The sequence below is a fragment of the Halobaculum halobium genome, assembly GCF_030127145.1.
Classification (GTDB): domain Archaea; phylum Halobacteriota; class Halobacteria; order Halobacteriales; family Haloferacaceae; genus Halobaculum; species Halobaculum halobium.
The window spans coordinates 1,458,369-1,477,530 of sequence record NZ_CP126158.1; the positions used below are offsets into that span (position 1 = coordinate 1,458,369).

Here is a 19,162-nt window from a genome sequence, read left to right on the forward strand (position 1 = left end):
CGATGTCGCGTCGCAATTTCGAGAGCGATCCGGAGAGACTCGTTACCCCTCCCCGTGGTACGTGCCGTCGTAGTGGCCCTCGTGGTCGGCGGTCGCGAGGACGAACTGCGCCACGCGGGCGCCGGGTTCGATCTCGATCCGGTGGCCGACCTGAAGCAACCCCTCGCCCCGGCCCTCGTAGCCGGCGTCCCACACCGCGGTGTTCAGCATGCAGGAATTGCGCAGCAGCGTCGAGCGCGGGTAGACGAAGCCGACGTGGTCGTCGGGGACCCGCAGGCGCTCGCCGTACTGCAGAACGTACGCGCCGGGATCGAGGCGATAGAGACCGCTTTCGGGGTCAATTTCGGTCCGGTCCCCGACGTGCTTCCCGTCGCGAGTGATCCGGCCCGGCTCGGCCTGTTCGGACAGCGCGGCGACGGTCAAATCGACGCCATTCGGTTGGATCTGGTCGTCGTCGACGGGGTCAACGTGGTCAGCGACTGTCGGTCCCGATTCGAACATACCCGAGGGAGAGACAGGCCGACCGAAAAGCCCGCCGGTCGGCAACCGACTCCCGAAGATGCGGATGCGTTTGTGCACAAATGGTTTCGCAGAAAGATCATTCGAGCATATTGGGAGGCAACACTCGCGTCGACTGTGCAAAAATTACCGGACAGAGCGACGGTCTATCACGAACGTCAGGGTGGAAACTCGCCGGATTTATATCCGCCGAGCGAGGATATGCGGACGATATGGGACAGACGATTACGGAGCAGATTCTCGACGATCACCTCGTCGAGGGCGAGTTGACCCCCGGCGAGGAGATCGGGATCGATATCGATCAGGTCCTCACGCAGGACACGACAGGGACGATGGTCTGGCTGCAGTTCGAGGCGCTGGACCTCGACGAAGTCCAGACCGAACTGGCCGCGCAGTACTGCGACCACCAGACGTACCAGTTCGACTTCAAGAACACCGACGACCACCGCTTCCTCCGCTCTGCGGCGGGCACCTTCGGCGCGTACTTCTCCCGGCCCGGCAACGGCATCTGCCACCAGGTCCACAAGGAGAACTTCGCGGCGCCCGGCAAGACGCTGCTCGGTTCGGACTCGCACACGCCGACCCCCGGCGGCCTCGGCCAGCTGGCGATCGGCGCGGGCGGCCTCGACATCGCCGTCGCGATGGGCGGCGGCGCCTACTACGTCGAGATGCCCGAGATCGTGAACGTCGAGCTGACCGGTGAGCTCCCCGAGTGGGCCACCGCGAAGGACGTCGCGCTCCACCTGCTGGGCGAGCTGACCGTCAAGGGCGGCGTCGGCAAGGTGCTCGAGTACACCGGCCCCGGCGTCGAGACGCTCACCATCCCCGAGCGAACGACCATCACGAACCTCGGCACCGAGCTGGGCGCCACGTCCTCGATCTTCGGCACCGACGAGAAGACGAAGGACTGGCTGGCGCGCCAGGACCGCGAGGAGGAGCACGTCGAGCTGTCGCCCGACGAGGACGCCGAGTACGCCGAGACCATCGAGGTCGACCTCTCCTCGCTGGAGCCGCTCATCGCGACGCCGTCGATGCCCGACAACGTCGTTCCCGTCCGCGAGGTCGCGGGCGAGGACGTCGAGCAGGTCATCATCGGCTCCTGTACGAACGGCGCCTACGAGGACATCCTCCCCGGCGCGAAGATGCTGGAGGGCCGCGAGGTCGCCAAGAAGACCGAGATGATCGTCGCGCCCGGCTCCAAGCAGGCGTCCGAGATGCTCGCCCGCGAGGGCTGGACCGCGGAGATGATGGCGGCCGGCGTCAACTTCTCCGAGGCGACGTGTGGTGCCTGTATCGGCATCGGCCACGTGCCCGCCTCCGACTCCGTCTCGCTGCGCACGTTCAACCGCAACTTCGAGGGCCGCTCGGGCATCGAGGACGACTCGGTGTACCTCTGCTCGCCCGAGGTCGCGACCGCCGCGGCCATCACCGGCAAGATCGTCGACCCACGCGATCTGGCCGACGAGCTCGGCGACCTCGAGGCGCCCGGTCTCGAGATGGGGACGAAGTACGGCCCCGGCATGGGCGAGTCCGACCCGGACATCATCAGCCCCGACGAGGCCGTCGACGACGGGCTCATCAAGGGTCCGAACATCGGCGACGTCCCCCTGAAGGACGAGCTCGCATCCGACATCGAGGGCGAGGCGCTCCTGAAGATGGAGGACAACATCACGACCGACCACATCATCCCGGCGACGGCGGACATCCTCAAGTTCCGCTCGAACATCGAGAAGCTCTCGGAGTTCACGCTGTCGCGCGTCGACGACACGTTCGCACAGCGCGCGCTGGACGCCGACGGCGGCTTCCTCGTGGCCGGCGAGAACTACGGCCAGGGTTCCTCGCGTGAGCACGCGGCCCTGTGTCCGATGTTCCTCGGCGTCGAGGGCGTTCTCGCACAGAGCTTCGCCCGCATTCACAAGGCGAACCTGTTCAACTTCGGTCTCGTGCCCCTCACCATCGACGAGGAGACGTACGAGAACATCGACCAGGGCGACGACGTGGAGATCGTCGACGACGTGGGCGAGGGCGTCCGCAACGGCGCCACCGAGTTCACGATCCGCGTGAACGACGACTGGGAGGCCACGGCGCACCTCGACGCCTCCGAGCGCGAGCGGGAGATCCTCGCGGCCGGCGGCAAGCTCTCGTGGACGAAGCAGCAGCACCAGTCCGGCAGCGGCGCGGCGCCCGCCGACGACTAACGCGAGACGGCGACGCAGTCTCGGACGGACAGCGGCGAGGTGTCCGCGGCCGACCTGAGAGCGACCGGGTGACCCGAGCCGCCCACGAACGGACCCGCTTTTTATTCAGCTCGTCACACCGCGGAGCTGCTGATTCGGACCCAGCATCGCGAAGCGGTTCCGGTACTGCTGTCACGAAGCGGTACCAGTACTGCCATCAGCCGCTGTTGACCTGCACGCTAACCGAACCCCTCCTGCTTCCGGTGGTGTCACACGCCCGCTCGCTCGGCCTTCGGAGGACCCGCTTCGTTCGACGTCCGCGCGCTCGTTCGCTTCGCTCACGAGAACTGCGGCTTCGCACGCGGTGCAGCACGATTTCGCCACCGAGCGAGCGCGCATCCGTCCGCCACCGACTGACCATCCATTCGTCCGCCGATCAGCGCCGCCAGTTCACTTATCACCGCGAACTCCCAGGGCCTAGCTGTGACCACCTCGCGCGGCGCCGCCGCTGGCGACGACGCGGACGGGAGGGCGCAGCTCCGACCCGCTGACCGGGCGGATCTCCTCGGCGTCTTCCGCATCGAGAAAGCCGTGTTCGCCCAGCCGTGGCCGTATGCGGCGTTCGAAGGGCTGCTCGATGCGCCCGGGTTCCTCGTCGCCGAGGACGAGGCGGACCGCGACCGTTCCCCGACGGCCGCGAGCGAGGGCTCTATCGACGCCGGCAACGTGCTCGGCTACGTCGTCGGCGACCTCACCCCGAACCACGGGCGGGACATCGGCCACATCAAAGACCTCGCCGTTCACCCCGGCGAACAGGGGCGAGGGCTCGGCCGGCGGCTGCTTCGGGCGTCGCTGTCGGCGCTGGCTGCGGCGGGTGCCAGCGTGGTGAAGCTGGAGGTGCGCGAGGGCAACCACCGCGCCCAGTCGCTGTACGCCGACGAGGGGTTCGAGCCCGCCAGGCGGATTCCGCGCTACTACGGCGACGGCGAAGCGGCGTTCGTGATGCGGTTGGACGTGGGCGAGTGGGTCCGCGGGCGCAACGCCGACGGGTCGTAGCCGGACGCCGGCGCCTCGGCGCGCCGGCAGACAAGGCGGCAACCACGACCGTCGCGGCCCGGGACGGCAGCCGTTTTCACGCTCGACGCCCCCACGTGGAGTATGGGATACGCCTGTCCGGTGTGTGAAACGCCCCAGCGCGACGGCGAGCACCTCGCGAACCACCTCGCGTTCACCGCGATGCTCCACGGCGACGAGCACGAGGACTGGCTCGACGCGCACGTCGACGGCTGGGGCGACCGCACGCCCGCGGACCTGGCGTCGACCGTGACCGAGCACGCGACCGAGACCGAGTACGACGAGGTGTTCGAGGACACCGCGGCCGGCGCAGGGGACCACGGGCACGCACACGGCGACCCCGCACAGCCGGAGGTAACCGACGATCCGACGGGCGGCGCCGCGGACGCGGTCGTCGACGACGCGGTCGAGTCCGTCCTGGAGGAGGCACAGGAACTGACCGAGGAGATGTACGGGCTGGACGACGAGACCGCCGGCGACGACGACGCCGGGGAGTAGCCGTCTCGAGAGCCCGAAAGGGAACGACTCTTTGATGCGACGCCCGCAACCGGCGGTATGGACACCGAAGGGACCCTCGCCCCGGCGACGCCCGCCGACGCGCGCGAGGAGTACGACACGCTCGTTCCCGCCGCGAAGGTCGCCGTCCGCGAGGCGACGAAGGCGATGGAATTCGACCGCGAGGAGTACGCCGACCGCGTCACCGGCGAGGTGATCGAGACGGTCCGCGACGCGCTGTTCGCCTCGCTGTTGCGCGTCCACGTCGGCACGCGCGAGGAGTACGAGGCGTGGCTCGACGGCCACCCCGAATACGAGCCCGACGAGGCCGGAAGCGACAACGTCGACAACGTCGCCTGGCATCCCGTCGAGTTCGCGCCCGACGGCGACGGCCCCAAGCCCGTCGTCGCGGCGACGTGGCAGGCCGAGCGCGAGGCCGCGCTCGGGACGCTCCGCCGGCGCGCGTTCGGCCGGGCGTACCGTCCGATCGTCGACGACGACGCGAGCGACGAGGCCGACGCGGAACCGGAGCCGTAACGGGTTTTCGCCGTCGGCCCCTACCGCGTCCATGCGACCGGTCACGCGGACGTTCCTCGCGGCGATTCTCGTCGTGCTCGTCGCCCTCCTCGCGCTCGGGGCGCTCCCGTCGTATCTCGGGTCGGGCGACCCGTACTACCTGGAGGCGACCCCGACGGCCGAGAGCGAGGGCCCCGCCTACGAGCTGAACGCGACTGACGGCGGCGTCGCAGAGCAGCGGTTCCAGTACTTCTTCTCCGCGACCGAGGCGGACGACGGTCGCTCTGAGCCCTACCGACGCGGGGCGTTCGGGCTGAAGGAGGACTTTGCGCACTCGCCGTTCGACGAGCTGGCGACGTTCCGGGAGTTTGCACCCCGAGACGCTGTCGACGGTGACGCGGTCTTCGTCCGGTACAACGATACCCGTTACCGCGTAACCGTCGTTCAACCGTGAGCGACGACACCCGCGACCATCCCCACGACGGCGAGAACGACGCGAACCGCGCGGCCGACGCGGCCGATGCGACCGACGCGACCGACGAGTGGACGAGCGACGAACCCGCCTTCGGCGACGGCCGCCGCCACGACTGGCCGGGCGAGCCCGACTGGCCTGTGCTGGAGACGGTCGTCGAGTACGAGACGGGGTGGCAGACCGCCGGCTACGACCTCGTGGAACACCCCGACGGCTCGACGAAGAAGTACTACTGGTCGGAGTTGGCGACGGCGGTCGTCGTCGTCGCCCGCGCCGGCGACGACCTCCTCGTGGTCGAGCAGTACCGGCCGACCGTCCGCAACACGCAACTGGAACTCCCCGCGGGAATCGTCGAGGCGGGCGAGTCGTACACCGAAGCCGGCCGGCGGGAGCTACGCGAGGAGACCGGCTTCGCGGCCGACTCCCTCTCGCTGCTGGGAGAGGTACAGTGCACGACCGGGCTGTTGCGCCACACCCGCGGGTTCGTCTTCGCGGAGGGACTGGAGCCAGTCGGCCAGGAGTTGGACGACAACGAGTACCTCGTCCCGCGGACCGTCCCCGTCGAGGAGGTAGTCGACGTGGTCCGCTCTCCTCCGACGAACGACGCGACCCTGGAGGGGATCCTGCTCGCCCGCGAGGAGGGGCTGCTGTAACCGGAGCGCCCCCGATCGGTGGTCGCGTGCGGGAGTCGCCGACGGCGGAGCGCTTTTCACCGGGCGACGGCACCCCACGAGCATGGACGGCGAAATCACCCCCGAAGAGGTCGAGCGGCTCCTCGCCGAAGGCGCGGACGTCCGCGTCGTCGACATCCGCTCGCCGGGGGCGTACGCGCGCGGCCACATCCCCGGCTCCGAGAACATCCCGTTCAACCAACTCCCGACCCGGGTGGCGTCGCTGTCCGGGAGCGAACGCATCGTGACCGTGTGCCCGCACGGAGAATCGAGCGTCCAAGCGGCGCGACTCATCGCCTCCTTCGAGGGGACGACCGACGCGGTCGTCGAGAGCATGAAAAATGGGCTGACCGCCTGGGAGGGCGAACTCGAGGCCGGTGCCGCCGACGGCTCGGGCGATGCGGCCACGGCCGACGACGGCCCCCAGTCACCCTTTGAGCGCGGGCCCGCCAGGGCCGCGAGCGATCCCGCGATCGCCAGCGCCGCCGCGGCCGCGCCGACGCCGAACCCGGGAGTGGAGACGCCGCTGTCGCCGGGACCGTCGGTCGCTCCGCCGTCAGGATCGGTCGCGGCGGCGGCCGACTCGACGGTCAGCGACGCGCTCGCGTCGCCGACGGAGACGGTGTAGGTGCCCGGCTCGCCGATGCGGATCGGCACCCGGAGCGTCGCGGCGGCGTCGGGCGCGACCCTGGCCCGTTCGGTCGCGACCGTTCGGCCGTCCACGCGGACGGCGAGGTCGCCGTCGGCGGGGACCCTTCCGTCAGCGACGACCGCAGCGGTCACCAGCACCGCGTCGCCCGCCGCGACCGTCGTCCGGTTCAGCGACACGCCCGCGACCGTCGGCGTCGGCGGCTCCTCGACGAACGCCTCGTAGGTGTGTCCGCGGACCGTCAGCGCGTACGTTCCCGATTCGTTCGGCGTCCACGACAGCGGGACAGTCGCGTTCTCGCCCGCCGCGAGCGTCCCGTTCGCGACGGCGACCGTGCGGTCGTTGGCCGCGAGCGCGACCCGGTAGCTCCCGTCGGCACCGCCGTCGTTCGAGAGCGAGACGGGGACCGTCAGCGTCTCGCCGAGGGCGATCCGGACGGGCGAATCGAGGCTCCCGTTTCGATACGGTCCGCCGACCGTGAGCCGCGCCGGCGCGTCGACGAGGATCCGCGCGACCGGGGTACCGAACGCCGCCTCGTGGTCCGCCGCCGACCACATCGCCGGTGCGGCGTCCGTCCGGACGACTCGCGCGGTCTCGTCGGCGACCGACTCGTCGCCGGCGTCGGCGACGATCGCGAGGAACCGATCGCCGGACACGGGATCGGATTCGGCGTTCAGCCGCGCGAACACCGTCTCGAACGTCGCGGCGCCGTCGCTCGCCAGCCGGATCCGGCGGTCGGTGTCGCCTGCGACGAGCGCCCCCTTGCGGTACGGCGTGGCCGTCGTCCACGTGTTCGGGTCCGCGAGCACGTCGTCGCCGTAGGGCGCCGCCGCGCCGCGTTCGAGGTGGTCGGCGAACGCCGGGAAGTCGATCAGCCCCTGCTGCAGCGCGAGCCGGGCCGCGTAGTAGTCGGCCGACCCCTCGATCAGCCAGCGCGTCTCCGCGGTCGGCTCGAACGACTGGCGCGTGTGGACGTACTCGTGGAGCCACGCGCTTCGCGCGTCTGCGAGCGGCTCGTCCGCGCGTACCCACGCGTCCGCGTCGCCCGTCTGCAGCCCGGCGACCGCCCAGTCGACGCCGGTCGGCGCGGCGACGACGAACACCGACTCGTCGCGGTCGCCGACGCGGAGCGAGTCGGACGCCGACGACAGTGAGTCGAGCAGCCGCTCGGGCGACGCCGCCATCGAATCGGCCGACTCCGCGGGGACGACGAGCCGGAACGTCTGGCCGTTGGCGGTTCGCTCGCGGACCGCGTGCTCGCCGAGGAACGCGACGCGCTCGCCGACGGCGCCCGGTCCCCCGGTGGTCGCCTCACGCGAGAGCCCCACGGTCTCGCCGCGATAGCGCCACGACACGCCCGTCCCGGGCACCGCCACGAGCGCCCACGGGCCGGGGTCGGCGAAGAGGTAGCCGCGGTCGGCGGCGGCGGGAGCGGTCGCCCCGCCGACGTTCGCGTCGAGTCGACGATGGCCGAGCCGTGCAGACGTCGTCGTCCGGTTGGCCGGGAGCCGATAGCGGATCGTCGGCGCGGTCGTCTCGCCGTCCCACTCGTAGGTGTCGCCGCCGGCGGCCGCGAAGCCGTCGGTCGTCACCGCCTCTGCCTCGGACGCGATCGTCGCCTCGACTGCGGTGACGCGGTCGGGGAGGCCGAACCGGAGCGTGACCGCGACTGACCCCGGCCTGTCGGGGGTGAGCGCGAGCGTCGTCGTGAGGTGGATGTCGTCGCCGGCGGTCGTCGCGGCGGCCGTCGAGGCGGCGGACGCTCCTGCCGCCGTGGTGCCTCCGGTCGCTGCCCCCGGAGCGTCGCTTGTCGAGAAGTCGGGCGTGGCGTTCCTAGCAACCGTGGCGTCCGCGTCGACCGCGTCACCAGTGTCAAGCAACTGTTCGGTCGACGACGACGGCGCGGCCGCGACCGCGGGCGCGGCGAGCGCCGAGAGCAGACAGACGACGACGAGCGCGGTGAGGCCTCGCTGCTGCATCGACCGGCGATAAGCCGACCCCGGCTAAAGGCGTTGGCGTCGCGTCAGGCGACGGACCGCAACCGAAGTCGACCGCGGCACCGCCGCTGGCGATGTAGAAAACGAGAAACCGAAACGCGACTGCTCGAGTGCGGCTGTCAGGTCGGTCCGATGGTCACGCGACGTTGAACCCCTTGTCGCGGAGGAATCCCTCGACGCGGCCGCTGTGGTTCCCCTGCAGTTCGATGGCGCCGTCCTCGACGGTGCCCCCGCAGGCGAATTTGGACTTCAGATCGCTGGACAGCGAATCCATGTCCACGTCTTTGGGATCGAATCCTTCGATGACCGTTACCTCCTTCCCGTACCTGCGCTCGTCGATGCGGATCGAGATCTCCTGGGACTCTTTGGCGACGTCCTCGCAGACGCAGAGTTCCTCAGGCAGTCCGCACGTCGAGCATACCTCAGACATTTCCGGTCGAACGTACAAGAGCGCCGTATTAAATCCTGTCGGGTGTTCGCATGCGAATCGCGACGCCGCGCGCGATCGACGACCCCCGGAGAGTCAGGTCGGCTTGCCGGCGCCGCCAAGCCGGCGAAGGACGGGGGCGTGCTGGCGGATCAGGTCGTCGACCGCCTCGACGGCACGCCGCGCCTCCGCCTCGTCGACGCCGCCGCCGTAGCGGGCGCGCTCGTGCGCCTCTGCGACGGCGTGGGCGCGCTCCCCGAACCGATCGCGAGAGAGCGCCTCGACGTACTGGCGCGGTGTCTCGCCCGGCCGGCGCGACCGGTAGACGATCGACGCGAGGTACTCCAGTCGCCGGAACGCCCGCTCGGCGTCCGTGTCCGGATCGGCGCTCGACTGGTGGAGCAGCCAGACCGCCCGCCGGATCCGCCGCGTCAGCCCGAAGCGGCGCGCGCCGGCGACGATGCCGACCGCGGCCGCGGCGCCGACGGCGACGTCCTCGCGGGTTGGGGTCCACCCTCGTCGCCGTCGCCGCCCGCACCGGATCCGCCGCCACCGGCAGGAGTCGCGTCTCCGGTGAGTCCCCCGGCGGCGGTGGCGATCGTCACGTTACCGAACTCGTCTGCGCCGGGGTTGACCGCGCCGATATCGGGCGTCGACTCGCCGGGAGTCGACCCGGTGTCGGGCGTCGAGGTCGGCGTCTCGTAGCTCCCGTTCTCCGACCCGGCCGCGTCGACGTTGTCGGCGCCTTCCTCGCGGGCGGTCTCGACGCTGGCCTGTTCGGTGTCCTCACGCGGCCCCGACGGCGTCGGATCGAACTGGACCCAGCCGCGGTCGGGGAAGTACACCTCGACCCACGCGTGGGAGTCGAGGCCGCGGACGACCCACTCGTCCTCGCTCACGCGCTGCCCGGGCGTGTACCCGACGACGAACCGAGCGGGAACGCCCTGGGTGCGCAGCATGGTGACCATCGTCGTCGCGTAGTAGACGCAGTAGCCCGCGTCCATCTCGAACAGGAAGCTGTCGGCGGTGTTCCCCTGCGGGGCGGGCACGTCCAGCGAGTACTCCTTCGTCCGTTCGAGGTGGCGCTCGACGGCGACCGCGGCGTCGTAGGGGTTCGACGCGTCCGCCTGTTCGAGCACTGTCGCGGTGCGCTCGCCCACCCGGTCGGGTGTGCTCTCGGGGAGCTGGGTGTACCGCGAGCTGATCGTCGAGGGGTAGTCAGTCCCCGCGCGGCGAAGCTCCCCGCTCGTCGCGGTCGGTCGCTGGCTGACGACCGTGTACGTGTCATTCTCAAGCAGCGTCGTCCCCGGCTTGAGCCCCTCGTGGTCGGTCACCTGTGCGGTGTCCGCCGTGCGACCGCGCAGTTCGACCGGCTTCCACGCCGACGGCAGCGCGTCGAGTTGCCCGCGGGCGGTCACCTGCTGGACCAGTCGATCGCTCTCGCCGGGCGGCCCGCCCAGCGATCCGGACGCGTACGGGGTCGTGTCGCCGGTCCTGACCCATCTTCCGCCGGTGTAGCGATCGTAGGATCCGACGCGCCAGTACGCGGGCTCCTCGGCCTCGACCGTGAATCTGACCTCGGGCGACAGACGGATACTCCCGAGTACGCCGACGGAGTCGGTGTTCGCGACCAGGCTCGACTCGATAGTCGGTGAGTTGCTCCCGGGGACGACCGGATTCGCCGCGCTCCCGGGAACGACAGTGACGAGCGAGGTGACGACGACCATCGCCGCGACCACGACCGCGAGCGTGTCCCACTGCGCCAGCACGCCCGTCCGGCCGGCGGCCGACAGTTCCGAGAGGCCGACCGCGAGCGTGAGTCCGACGGCGGCGGCGAGGGCGACGCCGACGCCCGCGTCACTGGTGAGGACGAAGAAGCCGGTCGTGGCCGCGCCGACCGTCGCCGCCGCGGCGTAGCGGCGGCGGACGAGGAGATACGTCGCCAGGAACGTCGGCACCGGGACCAAGAATAGCGCCCACGCGCCGGCGTTGAGCAGCCGCAGCACCGACAGCCCCGTGACCAGCGCGAGCACGTCGCCGGCGACGCGACCGATGGTGAATAGCGCGCGCGCGGACGGCGGCACCGACAGGAAGTAGCCGATCAGCGCGAGCGCGAAGCCGGCGACCGTGAGGCCGACGGCGGTCCGCTCGCGGAGGAAGCCGCCGAGCCACGCCGCCGTCGCCGCGACGACCGCCACCTCCATGAGGAGGAACGTCGCGCCGCCGACGACGTCGACGACGTGATAGAACACCGCGAGGAACGACGCGACGGCGAGGCCGACGCCCAGCGCCGCGGGGGCTCGAACTGCCGAGGCGGCCGAGAAGCGCTCGGTTCCGTCCCGTCGGTCGCCCTGCTGCCCGCCGCTGTCGCCGCCTGATCGACCCGATCCGAGCCCGCCGAACCGGTCGCCGACGGGGTGCTCACGCGATCACCTCCCCGTCGCGAGCGCGGTCGCGACGGTCGCCGTCGCGGTCGGCCGGGCCGTCAGAGCGGGGGCCGGTCGAGAGACGCCGTACGTCGCCGGCCGGCTCGACCGGAAGTCGGCGAACTCGTGGTCCTCGCCGGCGACGGAGACGCGCACGCCGTCGGCCTCACCGTAGACGGTGACGTCGGCGTCGCCGTCGGCGACGCGACCGGGACCGAGGACCGCGAGCCGTTCGAGCAGGCGGACCTGGCTGCCGCGCTCGCCCGTCACGGTGAGCGTCCCGTCGGGCAGGCGCACGTCGACCGGAACCCCGTCCTCGACGAGTGCGAGCGCGAGGCTCGCGGTCGCCTCGGCCATGCCGTCGGCGGCGCCGGGGGCCGCAGCGGCGCCGGCGGCGACCGAGACCGCCTCCGTCTCCGCCTCCGCGGAGAACTCCTTCACGATGAGCTCGTCGCGCTTGGCGGTCGACTTCCAGTGCACGTCGCGCAGCGAGTCGCCGCGGTCGTACTCGCGGAGCCGGTCGAACTCCCGGCGCTCCTCGTGGATGCCCGTCTCGTGGAGCGCGCGGAGGTCGCGGCGCGCCCAGCCGGCGATGGCGTGGACCGCCGGGTAGACGAGGAGCTCGCTCGTCTCCGTCGTCGACAGGTCCGTCTCCGCGAGCCCGAGCGCGTCGCGGGCGGTCACGGCCGCCGGGCCGAGACGGTGGCGCCCGCGTGACTCGTAGGCGACCTCGTACTCGACGGGTACGGCGCCGACGACTGTCTCGACGACGGCGCGGGTGCCGTCGTGGCTCGCGGGGTCGGCGGCGTTGCTTGTGGGGGCTGCGGCGTTGCGCGCGCGGTCGCCGTCGTCGCTCCCGCGGACGATTTCGAGCCCGTCGCCGACGCGCTCGCGGACGACGCCGGCGAACGGACGGTCCATGCGCTCGTCGGCGCTCGGTCGGGGACCGTCGCGGTCGCCGAAGTACAGCCGGACGGGGTACTGCCGGCCCACGTGGTCATCCGGCGGCACCTCGCGCGCGACCGCCGGCGGCTCGACCCACCGGAGCTGGAGGTACGCGGCGCTCAGCGCCACGACCGCGGGCACGACGACCGCGTTGAGCGATCGGGGGCCGAACGCGAGCCCGGAGGCGACGGCGAGGGCGGTGACCGCGACGACAGCCTTCCCGCGTCGGGTGAGTCGCACGGCTACTCGACGGCCACCGACGAGAGGGCGTCCTCGACCACGTCGAGGCCGGACTCGCTGCCGGTCCGGGGACGGACGCGGTGGGCGAACACCGAGGACGCCTCCGTCTGTACGTCGTCCGGGACGACGTAGTCGCGGCCGTCGATGACGGCGCGGGCCTGCGCCGCCCGGACGAGGGCGATACTGCCGCGGGGACTCACGCCGAGTTGGGCGTGTTCGCGGGTGTACGCCGCCAGATCGGTGACGTACTCGCGCACCGGCTCGGAGACGCCGACCTCGCCGACGGTGGCGCGGGCGCGGCGCAGCTCCTCGGTTGTCGCGACCGGCTCCAGCGACTCGATCGGGTGCTCGCCGGCCGTGCGGTCCAGCATCTCGGTCTCGTCGGCCCGGTTCGGATAGCCGAGCCGGAGCTTCTTCATGAACCGGTCGATCTCCGCCAGCGGGAGTTCGTAAGTGCGGCCGGGCTCCACGTCGTTTTGCGTCGCGATGACCGTGAACGGGTCCGGCAGTTCACGGGTGACGCCGTCGACGGTGACCTGCTGTTCTTCCATCGCCTCCAGCAGGGCCGACTGCGTCTTCGGCGGCGCGCGGTTGATCTCGTCGCCGAGGACGATGTTGGCGAACACGGGACCGGGCCGGAACTCGAACTCCCCGGTCTTCTGGTTGTACACGTTGATGCCGGTCACGTCCGACGGGAGGAGGTCGGGCGTGAACTGGACGCGCTTGAACTCGCAGTCCACCGAGGTCGCAAGCGAGCGCGCGAGCATCGTCTTTCCGACGCCCGGAACGTCCTCCAAGAGGAGGTGTCCCCTGCCGAGCACGGTCACGAGGATGTGCTCCACCGCGGCGTCGTTGCCCACGATGACCCGGGAGACGTTGTCGGCGACGCGGTCGACGAGGTCGGCGGCCTCCGACACCGGGAGCGGCGGCCGGTCAGTAGACTCGTCGCCGTCGGCCGATCCGTCGCGGTCGGCGTCGACGTCGGGCTCCGCCTCGGCGTCACTCACGCGGCGCACACCCCGGAGAGAGAATCCACCCGGAAGCGGGTAGTCTGGGTGCCGTTCACAGCCCACGTCAGGGCCCGGACGGACCTAACTCTGCCGCATGCGGACGTATGGCACGCCGAGCCGTCGCCGCGTCGCTGTGTACGGCGCTGTTCGGCGACGTGCTCGGACGCGACCCGGCCGCGTACGACCTGGACGGCCGGGTCGCCCGCGTTCGCGACGACGACGGCGACGACGTCGACGGTATCGGGATCTGAGCGGTCGGCGGACCGCCCGGACCGCACGCGTCGGTGCGAAACCCTTTCGCCGCTCGCCCGCCCGTCTCGGGAGTAAGAAGATGGTCACGGGAGCGCCGGCGACGATGCTCGACCGCCGCGAGGAGCTGACGCCGATGCTCGCGCAGTACGTCGACGTGGCCCGCCAGTACGACGACGCGATCGTGCTCTTTCGCGTCGGCGACTTCTACAAGGCGTTCTGCGAGGCCGCCGAGGAGGTGGCGCGCGTCTGCGAGCTCACGCGGATCGAGCGCGAGGACTCCACCGGCACCTACACCGCCTGCGGCATCCCCGTCGACAACGCCCCGAAGTACCTGAAGCGCCTACTCGACGCCGAGTACCGCGTCGCCGTCGCCGACCAGGTCGAGGACCCCGAGGCGGCGTCCGGCCTGGTCGACCGCGCGGTCACCCAGGTGCTCACCCCGGGGACCGTCGTCGAGGAGGAACTGCTCGCGGCGGGGTCGAACACCTACGTCGCCTGCGTGGCGAGCGACGCCGGGGGGACCGAGGCCTCGACCCGAACGGGGAGCGGAGCGACCCGTGAGGACGACACGGACCCCACCTACGGCGTCGCGCACGTCGACGTGTCGACCGGCGAGTGCGCCGTCACGGCCGGCGACCCCGCCGCCGTCGACGAGGAACTCTCGCGGATCGGCCCCGCCGAACTGCTCTGCGGCCCCGGAGTCGATCGCGCCGTCGTCGCCGGCGCCGACTGCATGGTCACCGAGCGCGACGCCGACGAGTTCGCGCCCGAGGCCGCCCGCGCGGTGCTCGACCGCTACGGCGACTCCGAGCGCTTCGACGCCGCCGAGCGTGTGGCCGCCGGCGCGCTGCTGTCGTACGCCGAGTACACGCAAGGCGACGACGGCCCCCTGGCGTACGTCCGGCGCGTCCGGCGATACGACCCCCGGCGCTCGCTGCGCCTCGACGCGACCGCGCTGCGCGGGCTGGAGCTGTTCGAGAACCACGTCGGCTCCGGCCGGACGCTGTTCGACACGATCGACGAGACGCGCTCGGCGCTCGGGCGGCGCCGGCTGCGCGCGTGGCTTCGGCGACCGCTCGTCGACGCCGACGCGATCCGCGCCCGCCACGACGCGGTCGCGGCGTTCGCCGAGCGGACGCTCGTCCGCGAGGACGTGCGCGAGGCGCTCTCGGCGGCGTACGACCTCGAACGGCTCGCCGGCCGGATCGCTCGGGGGCGCGCGAACGCGCGCGATCTCCGGTCGCTCCACGACACGCTCGTGGCGGTTCCGGAGATCCGAGAGGCGATTTCGGGCGTAGGAGCCCTCGCGGGCGTTCGCGGGGAGCTGGACGCCCTCGACGATCTCCGCGGGCTCATCGACGACGCGGTCGTCGAGGAGCCACCCCAGGAGATCACCGAAGGCGGCGTGATCCGCGCCGGCTACGACGACGAACTCGACGAGATCCGGACGACCGCCCGCGAGGGGCGCGAGTGGATCGCAGATCTGCAGGCGAGCGAACGCGAGCGCACCGACATCGACACCCTGGAGGTGGGGTACACCCAGGTCCACGGCTACTACATCGAGGTGACGAACGGGCAACTCGAGAAGGTGCCAGACGACTACACCCGTCGCCAGACGCTGAAGAACTCCGAGCGCTTCTACACGCCCGAGCTGAAGCGTCGCGAGGATGAGATCCTCGGCGCCGAGGAGCGCGCTGACGCCCTGGAGTACGAGCTGTTCTGCGATCTCCGCGACCGGGTCGCCGACGAGTCCGACCGGATCGGCGCGCTCGCGGACGCGCTCGCCCGCGTCGACGCGCTCGCCGCGCTGGCGACCGTCGCCGTCGATCGCGACTACGTCCGACCCGAGCTGGTGGACGACGCGGAGACTACGGAGGGTGACGCCGGTGCCGGCGACCGCGTCGGCGACGAGGTCGGCCTCGGCCTGAAGCGCTCCCGCCACCCCGTCGTCGAGGAGACCGCCAACGAGTTCGTCCCGAACGACGCCGCCTTCCCGCGCGGGACGGTCGCGCTGATCACCGGCCCGAACATGAGCGGGAAGTCGACGTACATGCGCCAGGTTGCGCTCGCGGTCGTCCTCGCGCAGGCCGGCTCGTTCGTGCCCGCCGAGTCGGCCCGCATTCCCGTCGTCGACCGGGTGTTCACCCGCGTGGGCGCCAGCGACGACATCGCCGGCGGCGAATCGACGTTCATGCGCGAGATGCGCGAGCTGACCGACGTGCTCCACGACGCGACCGGCGACTCGCTGGTCCTGCTCGATGAGGTCGGGCGCGGCACGTCGACGACGGACGGCCGGGCCATCGCCCGCGCGGCCGTCGAGTTCCTCCACGACGAAACCGGCGCGACAACGCTGTTCGCGACCCACTACCACGAACTCACGGATCTCGCGAGCGAGTGCGAGCGCGTGGTGAACCGCCACTTCGCGGCGACCGAGCGCGACGGCGAGGTGACGTTCCTCCACCGGATCCGCGAGGGCGCCGCCTCCTCGTCGTACGGCGTCGAAGTCGCGGAGCTGGCGGGCGTCCCCGAGTCGGTCGTCGCCCGGGCGCACGGTCTCGTCGCCGCCGACCGCGACGGAGCCGGTGAGTCCCCGCCGACTCCCGCCGGTGACGACGCCCAACGGACGCTCGACGAGGTGGCGACGAACGGGCGCGATCCAGACGGCGAGGGGGACGCCGAACTGCCCGGCGTCCGCGGGGACGCGGTCGCCGACCTCCTCGCGGCCCTCCGGGACCTCCAGCTTGCGGAGACGACGCCGCTTGAGGCGCTGAATCACCTCCACGACCTCCAGCGTCGAGCGGAGGACGCCGCCGACGCGGGTGAGCGACCGTGAGCGGCGGGTCGTCCGGCGGCGAGATCAGGGCGCTCGACGAGGCGACCGTCGAGCGCATCGCCGCCGGCGAGGTGATCACCCGGCCAGCCCGCGTCGTCGCCGAGCTGGTGGAGAATGCCCTCGACGCCGGCGCCGACCGGATCGACGTGGCCGTCGACGGCGACGGCACCGACCGGATCCGCATCGCCGACGACGGGCGCGGGATGGCGCGCGCGGACGCCGTCCGCGCGGTCGAGCCGCACACGACCAGCAAGATCCGCGCCGCCGACGACCTCCGGGAGGCGACGACGATGGGCTTTCGCGGCGAGGCGCTCCACGCCGTCGCCGACGCGGGCGACCTCGAACTCGTGACCAGCGACGGCTCCGCCGTCGGGACGCGCGTGACGGTGGCCGACGGTGAGACGACCGTCGAGGACGCCGGGCGAGCGCGCGGCACCACCGTCGTGGTGACCGATCTGTTCGGGGACCGACCCGCGCGCGGCGAGTCGCTCGCCTCGCCCGCGCGTGAGTTCGGCCGGATCTCCGAGCTGGTCACCGCCTACGCGCTGGCCCGGCCCGAGGTGGCGTTCTCGCTCGCGCACGACGGCCGCGAGACCGCGTCGACGCCCGGCACCGGCGACCGGGACGCGCTCGTCGCGCTGTACGGCCGTGAGACGGGCGGCGAGTCGACGGCGTTCACCCACCGCGTCGGCGTCGACCTCGCCGAGCGGGCGGCCGACCTCGCGGTCGAGGGTCGGCTCTGTTACCCCTCGACGACGCGCTCGACGCGCGACCACGTCCACGTCGCCGTGAACGGGCGGCCCGTGGACAACGAGCCCCTCCGTGCGGCAGTCGCGCGGGGGTACGGGAGCCTGCTCCCGAGCGGTCGCGAGCCCGTCGCCGCGGTCCGGATCGAGTTGCCCCCGTGGGCGGTCGACGCGAACGTCCACCCGGCGAAGGCGCGGGTCGCGGTCCGCGGCGGCGACGCCGTCGCCGACGCGGTCGAGGCCGGCGTCAGAGAGGCGCTGACGACCGCCGACCTCCGCAGGTCGGGCGAGGTCGCGATGGACCTCGACTCGTCGCTGTCGGCCGTCGAGGGGGCCGACTCCGACTTCGCCGACGCGACGGTGCTCGGCGTGTTCCGCGACCTGTACGTCGTCTGCGAGTCGGGCGAGGACCTGCTCGTCGTGGACCAGCACGCCGCCCACGAGCGCGTGAACTTCGAGCGCCTGCGCAGTGCGCTCGCCGAGGAGGCAGTGCCGTCGGCCGAACTTGACCCCGCCGAGACCGTCACGCTCGACCCGCCGACCGCCGCCGCCGTCGAGGCCCACCGCGAGTCGCTGGCGGCGCTGGGCTTCTCGGTCGACCCGTTCGGCGGGACGACCTACCGCGTGACCGCGGTCCCGGCGCCGCTCGGGCGCGTCGCCGACGCGGGCGCGCTCCGTGGCGTCGCCGCCGACATCCGCGAGGCCGGCGGACGCGGGGGACACGGAGGAGGCAGGGGGCGGGACGGAGACGCGATCGCGGCGACCGTTCGCGAGGACCTGCTCGCGGACCTGGCGTGTCACCCGTCGCTGAAGGCGGGCGACGCGCTCGACCGGGGACGGCCGCGCGACTGGTCGAACGGCTCGGCGAGTGCGAACAGCCGTACGCCTGCCCACACGGTCGACCGACGGTGCTGTCCATCGCAGACGAGACGCTGGCCGCCGGGTTCGAGCGCCACGGCTCGCGGTGACGCCGAGGCTGGCGGCCGCCCGCGGGTGGCTCCGCGGCGGCGACCCTCTGGGCGGGAGTCGGCTCGTGCCTCCTCGGCCTACCACTCCTTGCACTCGCCGCAGACGTAGTCGCCCTCTTGACGCCAGCGACGGGTCACGGACGCGTCGCAGGTCGCGCACGGCGCGCCGTCGGGCGAGACGTTGTAGGTCGGCTCCGCCGGATCGACGGCGTCGGCGTCGACTGCGCCGGAGGGGGCCTCGGTGGCGTCGACATCGGGGTCGTCGCCGTCGGCGGTACCGTCGGGGGCGTCTCCCCCCTCGCCCCCGCCGCCGTCGGCAGCGGCGAACTCCTCCAGCGTTCGATCTTCGGACACGGTCGACTGAACCGCCGCGGCGACCATAACTCCGGCGCGAGCAGACGGCGACGCCGTCGCCGGGCTCCGGTTCGCGTCGGGGGCGTCCGCCGACACATCAACGCTCAAGTCCCCGCGGGGCCGAGCCTCGGGTATGGTAACCGTCATCGACTTCCTCACGCGGCTCCTCACGAGCGTCGTCGACCTGATCGTCATCTTCGTGACGGACGTCGCGCTGCGCGACCCGCTGTCGTTCGTCTCGTTCCTGTTCGGCGCCGCGTTCGTCGGCGGCGCGTCGCTGGCGCTGGGCTACCTCGCGCTCGGCGCGCTCGGCTACGAGTTCGGCATCGGCAACCTCGCGGCGCAGAGCCAACGAGAGCGCGTCCGCGGCCAGCGCTGAACCGACCGACCC

17 protein-coding genes and 3 pseudogenes are annotated in these 19,162 nt (G+C 71.9%); 12 read left to right on the top strand and 8 right to left on the bottom strand.

Going from position 1 to position 19,162, the window contains the following annotated elements; translation table 11 throughout:
* Positions 1–42 precede the first annotated feature (42 nt).
* Positions 43–501, bottom strand: a complete 459-nt coding sequence (locus P0Y41_RS07685) for a deoxyuridine 5'-triphosphate nucleotidohydrolase (protein ID WP_284060799.1) — start codon at positions 499–501, stop codon at positions 43–45.
* Between the two features lie 230 nt (positions 502–731).
* Here P0Y41_RS07685 and P0Y41_RS07690 point away from each other — a divergent pair, with 230 nt between their 5' ends.
* From P0Y41_RS07690 to P0Y41_RS17905, 7 genes and pseudogenes are all read left to right on the top strand, one after another.
* Positions 732–2,717, top strand: coding sequence for an aconitate hydratase (locus tag P0Y41_RS07690; RefSeq protein ID WP_284060800.1), 1,986 nt, complete (start codon positions 732–734; stop codon positions 2,715–2,717).
* Positions 2,718–3,179: 462 nt separating this feature from the next.
* On the top strand, positions 3,180–3,752 hold the full coding sequence (locus P0Y41_RS07695; protein ID WP_284060801.1) for a GNAT family N-acetyltransferase: 573 nt from the start codon (positions 3,180–3,182) through the stop codon (positions 3,750–3,752).
* A 102-nt stretch (positions 3,753–3,854) separates the two neighbouring features.
* A complete protein-coding gene (locus P0Y41_RS07700) occupies positions 3,855–4,268 on the top strand; it encodes a DUF5810 domain-containing protein (RefSeq protein WP_284060802.1) in 414 nt (137 codons plus the stop codon).
* A 57-nt stretch (positions 4,269–4,325) separates the two neighbouring features.
* Positions 4,326–4,802: a DUF5809 family protein gene (locus P0Y41_RS07705; protein WP_284060803.1), complete on the top strand. Its 477-nt coding sequence runs from the start codon at positions 4,326–4,328 to the stop codon at positions 4,800–4,802.
* Between the two features lie 31 nt (positions 4,803–4,833).
* Complete coding sequence (locus P0Y41_RS07710) at positions 4,834–5,235, top strand: hypothetical protein (RefSeq protein WP_284060804.1); 402 nt, start codon at positions 4,834–4,836, stop codon at positions 5,233–5,235.
* Positions 5,232–5,906 (top strand): NUDIX hydrolase, encoded by a 675-nt coding sequence (locus P0Y41_RS07715; protein ID WP_284060805.1) that lies wholly within the window; start codon positions 5,232–5,234, stop codon positions 5,904–5,906. The genes P0Y41_RS07710 and P0Y41_RS07715 overlap by 4 nt, the downstream gene beginning before the upstream one ends.
* Positions 5,907–5,988: 82 nt before the next feature.
* Positions 5,989–6,360, top strand: a pseudogene (locus P0Y41_RS17905) (rhodanese-like domain-containing protein); the annotation flags it as partial.
* 506 nt (positions 6,361–6,866) lie between these two features.
* Here the strand turns inward: P0Y41_RS17905 and P0Y41_RS17910 are convergent.
* The 4 genes and pseudogenes from P0Y41_RS17910 to P0Y41_RS07735 form a co-directional block, all read right to left on the bottom strand.
* Positions 6,867–8,552, bottom strand: a pseudogene (locus P0Y41_RS17910) (hypothetical protein); the annotation flags it as partial.
* A gap of 154 nt (positions 8,553–8,706) precedes the next feature.
* Positions 8,707–9,000 carry a stress response translation initiation inhibitor YciH gene (gene yciH / locus P0Y41_RS07725; protein ID WP_073307091.1) on the bottom strand — a complete coding sequence of 98 codons (294 nt, stop codon included), beginning with the start codon at positions 8,998–9,000 and terminating at the stop codon, positions 8,707–8,709.
* Positions 9,001–9,093: 93 nt separating this feature from the next.
* Complete coding sequence (locus tag P0Y41_RS17820) at positions 9,094–9,540, bottom strand: DUF4129 domain-containing protein (RefSeq protein WP_321170862.1); 447 nt, start codon at positions 9,538–9,540, stop codon at positions 9,094–9,096.
* Positions 9,429–11,249, bottom strand: coding sequence for a transglutaminase TgpA family protein (locus tag P0Y41_RS07735; RefSeq protein WP_284060806.1), 1,821 nt, complete (start codon positions 11,247–11,249; stop codon positions 9,429–9,431). Before P0Y41_RS07735 ends, P0Y41_RS17820 begins: the two co-directional genes overlap by 112 nt.
* Here P0Y41_RS07735 and P0Y41_RS07740 point away from each other — a divergent pair.
* On the top strand, positions 11,238–11,375 hold the full coding sequence (locus tag P0Y41_RS07740) for a hypothetical protein (RefSeq protein ID WP_284060807.1): 138 nt from the start codon (positions 11,238–11,240) through the stop codon (positions 11,373–11,375). The genes P0Y41_RS07735 and P0Y41_RS07740 overlap by 12 nt on opposite strands.
* A 51-nt stretch (positions 11,376–11,426) precedes the next feature.
* On the opposite strand, the gene P0Y41_RS07745 is transcribed toward P0Y41_RS07740, so the two are convergent.
* Positions 11,427–12,608 carry a DUF58 domain-containing protein gene (locus P0Y41_RS07745; RefSeq protein WP_284060808.1) on the bottom strand — a complete coding sequence of 394 codons (1,182 nt, stop codon included), beginning with the start codon at positions 12,606–12,608 and terminating at the stop codon, positions 11,427–11,429.
* Positions 12,609–12,610: 2 nt separating this feature from the next.
* Positions 12,611–13,615: an AAA family ATPase gene (locus tag P0Y41_RS07750; protein ID WP_390215073.1), complete on the bottom strand. Its 1,005-nt coding sequence runs from the start codon at positions 13,613–13,615 to the stop codon at positions 12,611–12,613.
* A 107-nt stretch (positions 13,616–13,722) separates the two neighbouring features.
* Between P0Y41_RS07750 and P0Y41_RS07755 the strand changes: the two genes are divergently transcribed.
* The 3 genes and pseudogenes from P0Y41_RS07755 (at position 13,723) to mutL (ending at position 18,417) form a co-directional block, all read left to right on the top strand.
* Positions 13,723–13,869: a hypothetical protein gene (locus P0Y41_RS07755; protein ID WP_284060809.1), complete on the top strand. Its 147-nt coding sequence runs from the start codon at positions 13,723–13,725 to the stop codon at positions 13,867–13,869.
* Positions 13,870–13,949: 80 nt separating this feature from the next.
* A complete protein-coding gene (gene mutS, locus P0Y41_RS07760) occupies positions 13,950–16,703 on the top strand; it encodes a DNA mismatch repair protein MutS (RefSeq protein WP_284060810.1) in 2,754 nt (917 codons plus the stop codon).
* Positions 16,700–18,417 (top strand): annotated as a pseudogene (gene mutL, locus P0Y41_RS07765) (DNA mismatch repair endonuclease MutL). The gene mutS and the pseudogene mutL overlap by 4 nt, the downstream one beginning before the upstream one ends.
* A 78-nt stretch (positions 18,418–18,495) precedes the next feature.
* Here the strand turns inward: mutL and P0Y41_RS07770 are convergent.
* Positions 18,496–18,771, bottom strand: a complete 276-nt coding sequence (locus P0Y41_RS07770; RefSeq protein WP_284060811.1) for a DUF7573 domain-containing protein — start codon at positions 18,769–18,771, stop codon at positions 18,496–18,498.
* A 133-nt stretch (positions 18,772–18,904) separates the two neighbouring features.
* Between P0Y41_RS07770 and P0Y41_RS07775 the strand changes: the two genes are divergently transcribed.
* Positions 18,905–19,150, top strand: coding sequence for a DUF8024 family protein (locus tag P0Y41_RS07775; RefSeq protein ID WP_284060812.1), 246 nt, complete (start codon positions 18,905–18,907; stop codon positions 19,148–19,150).
* Positions 19,151–19,162: the final 12 nt, after the last annotated feature.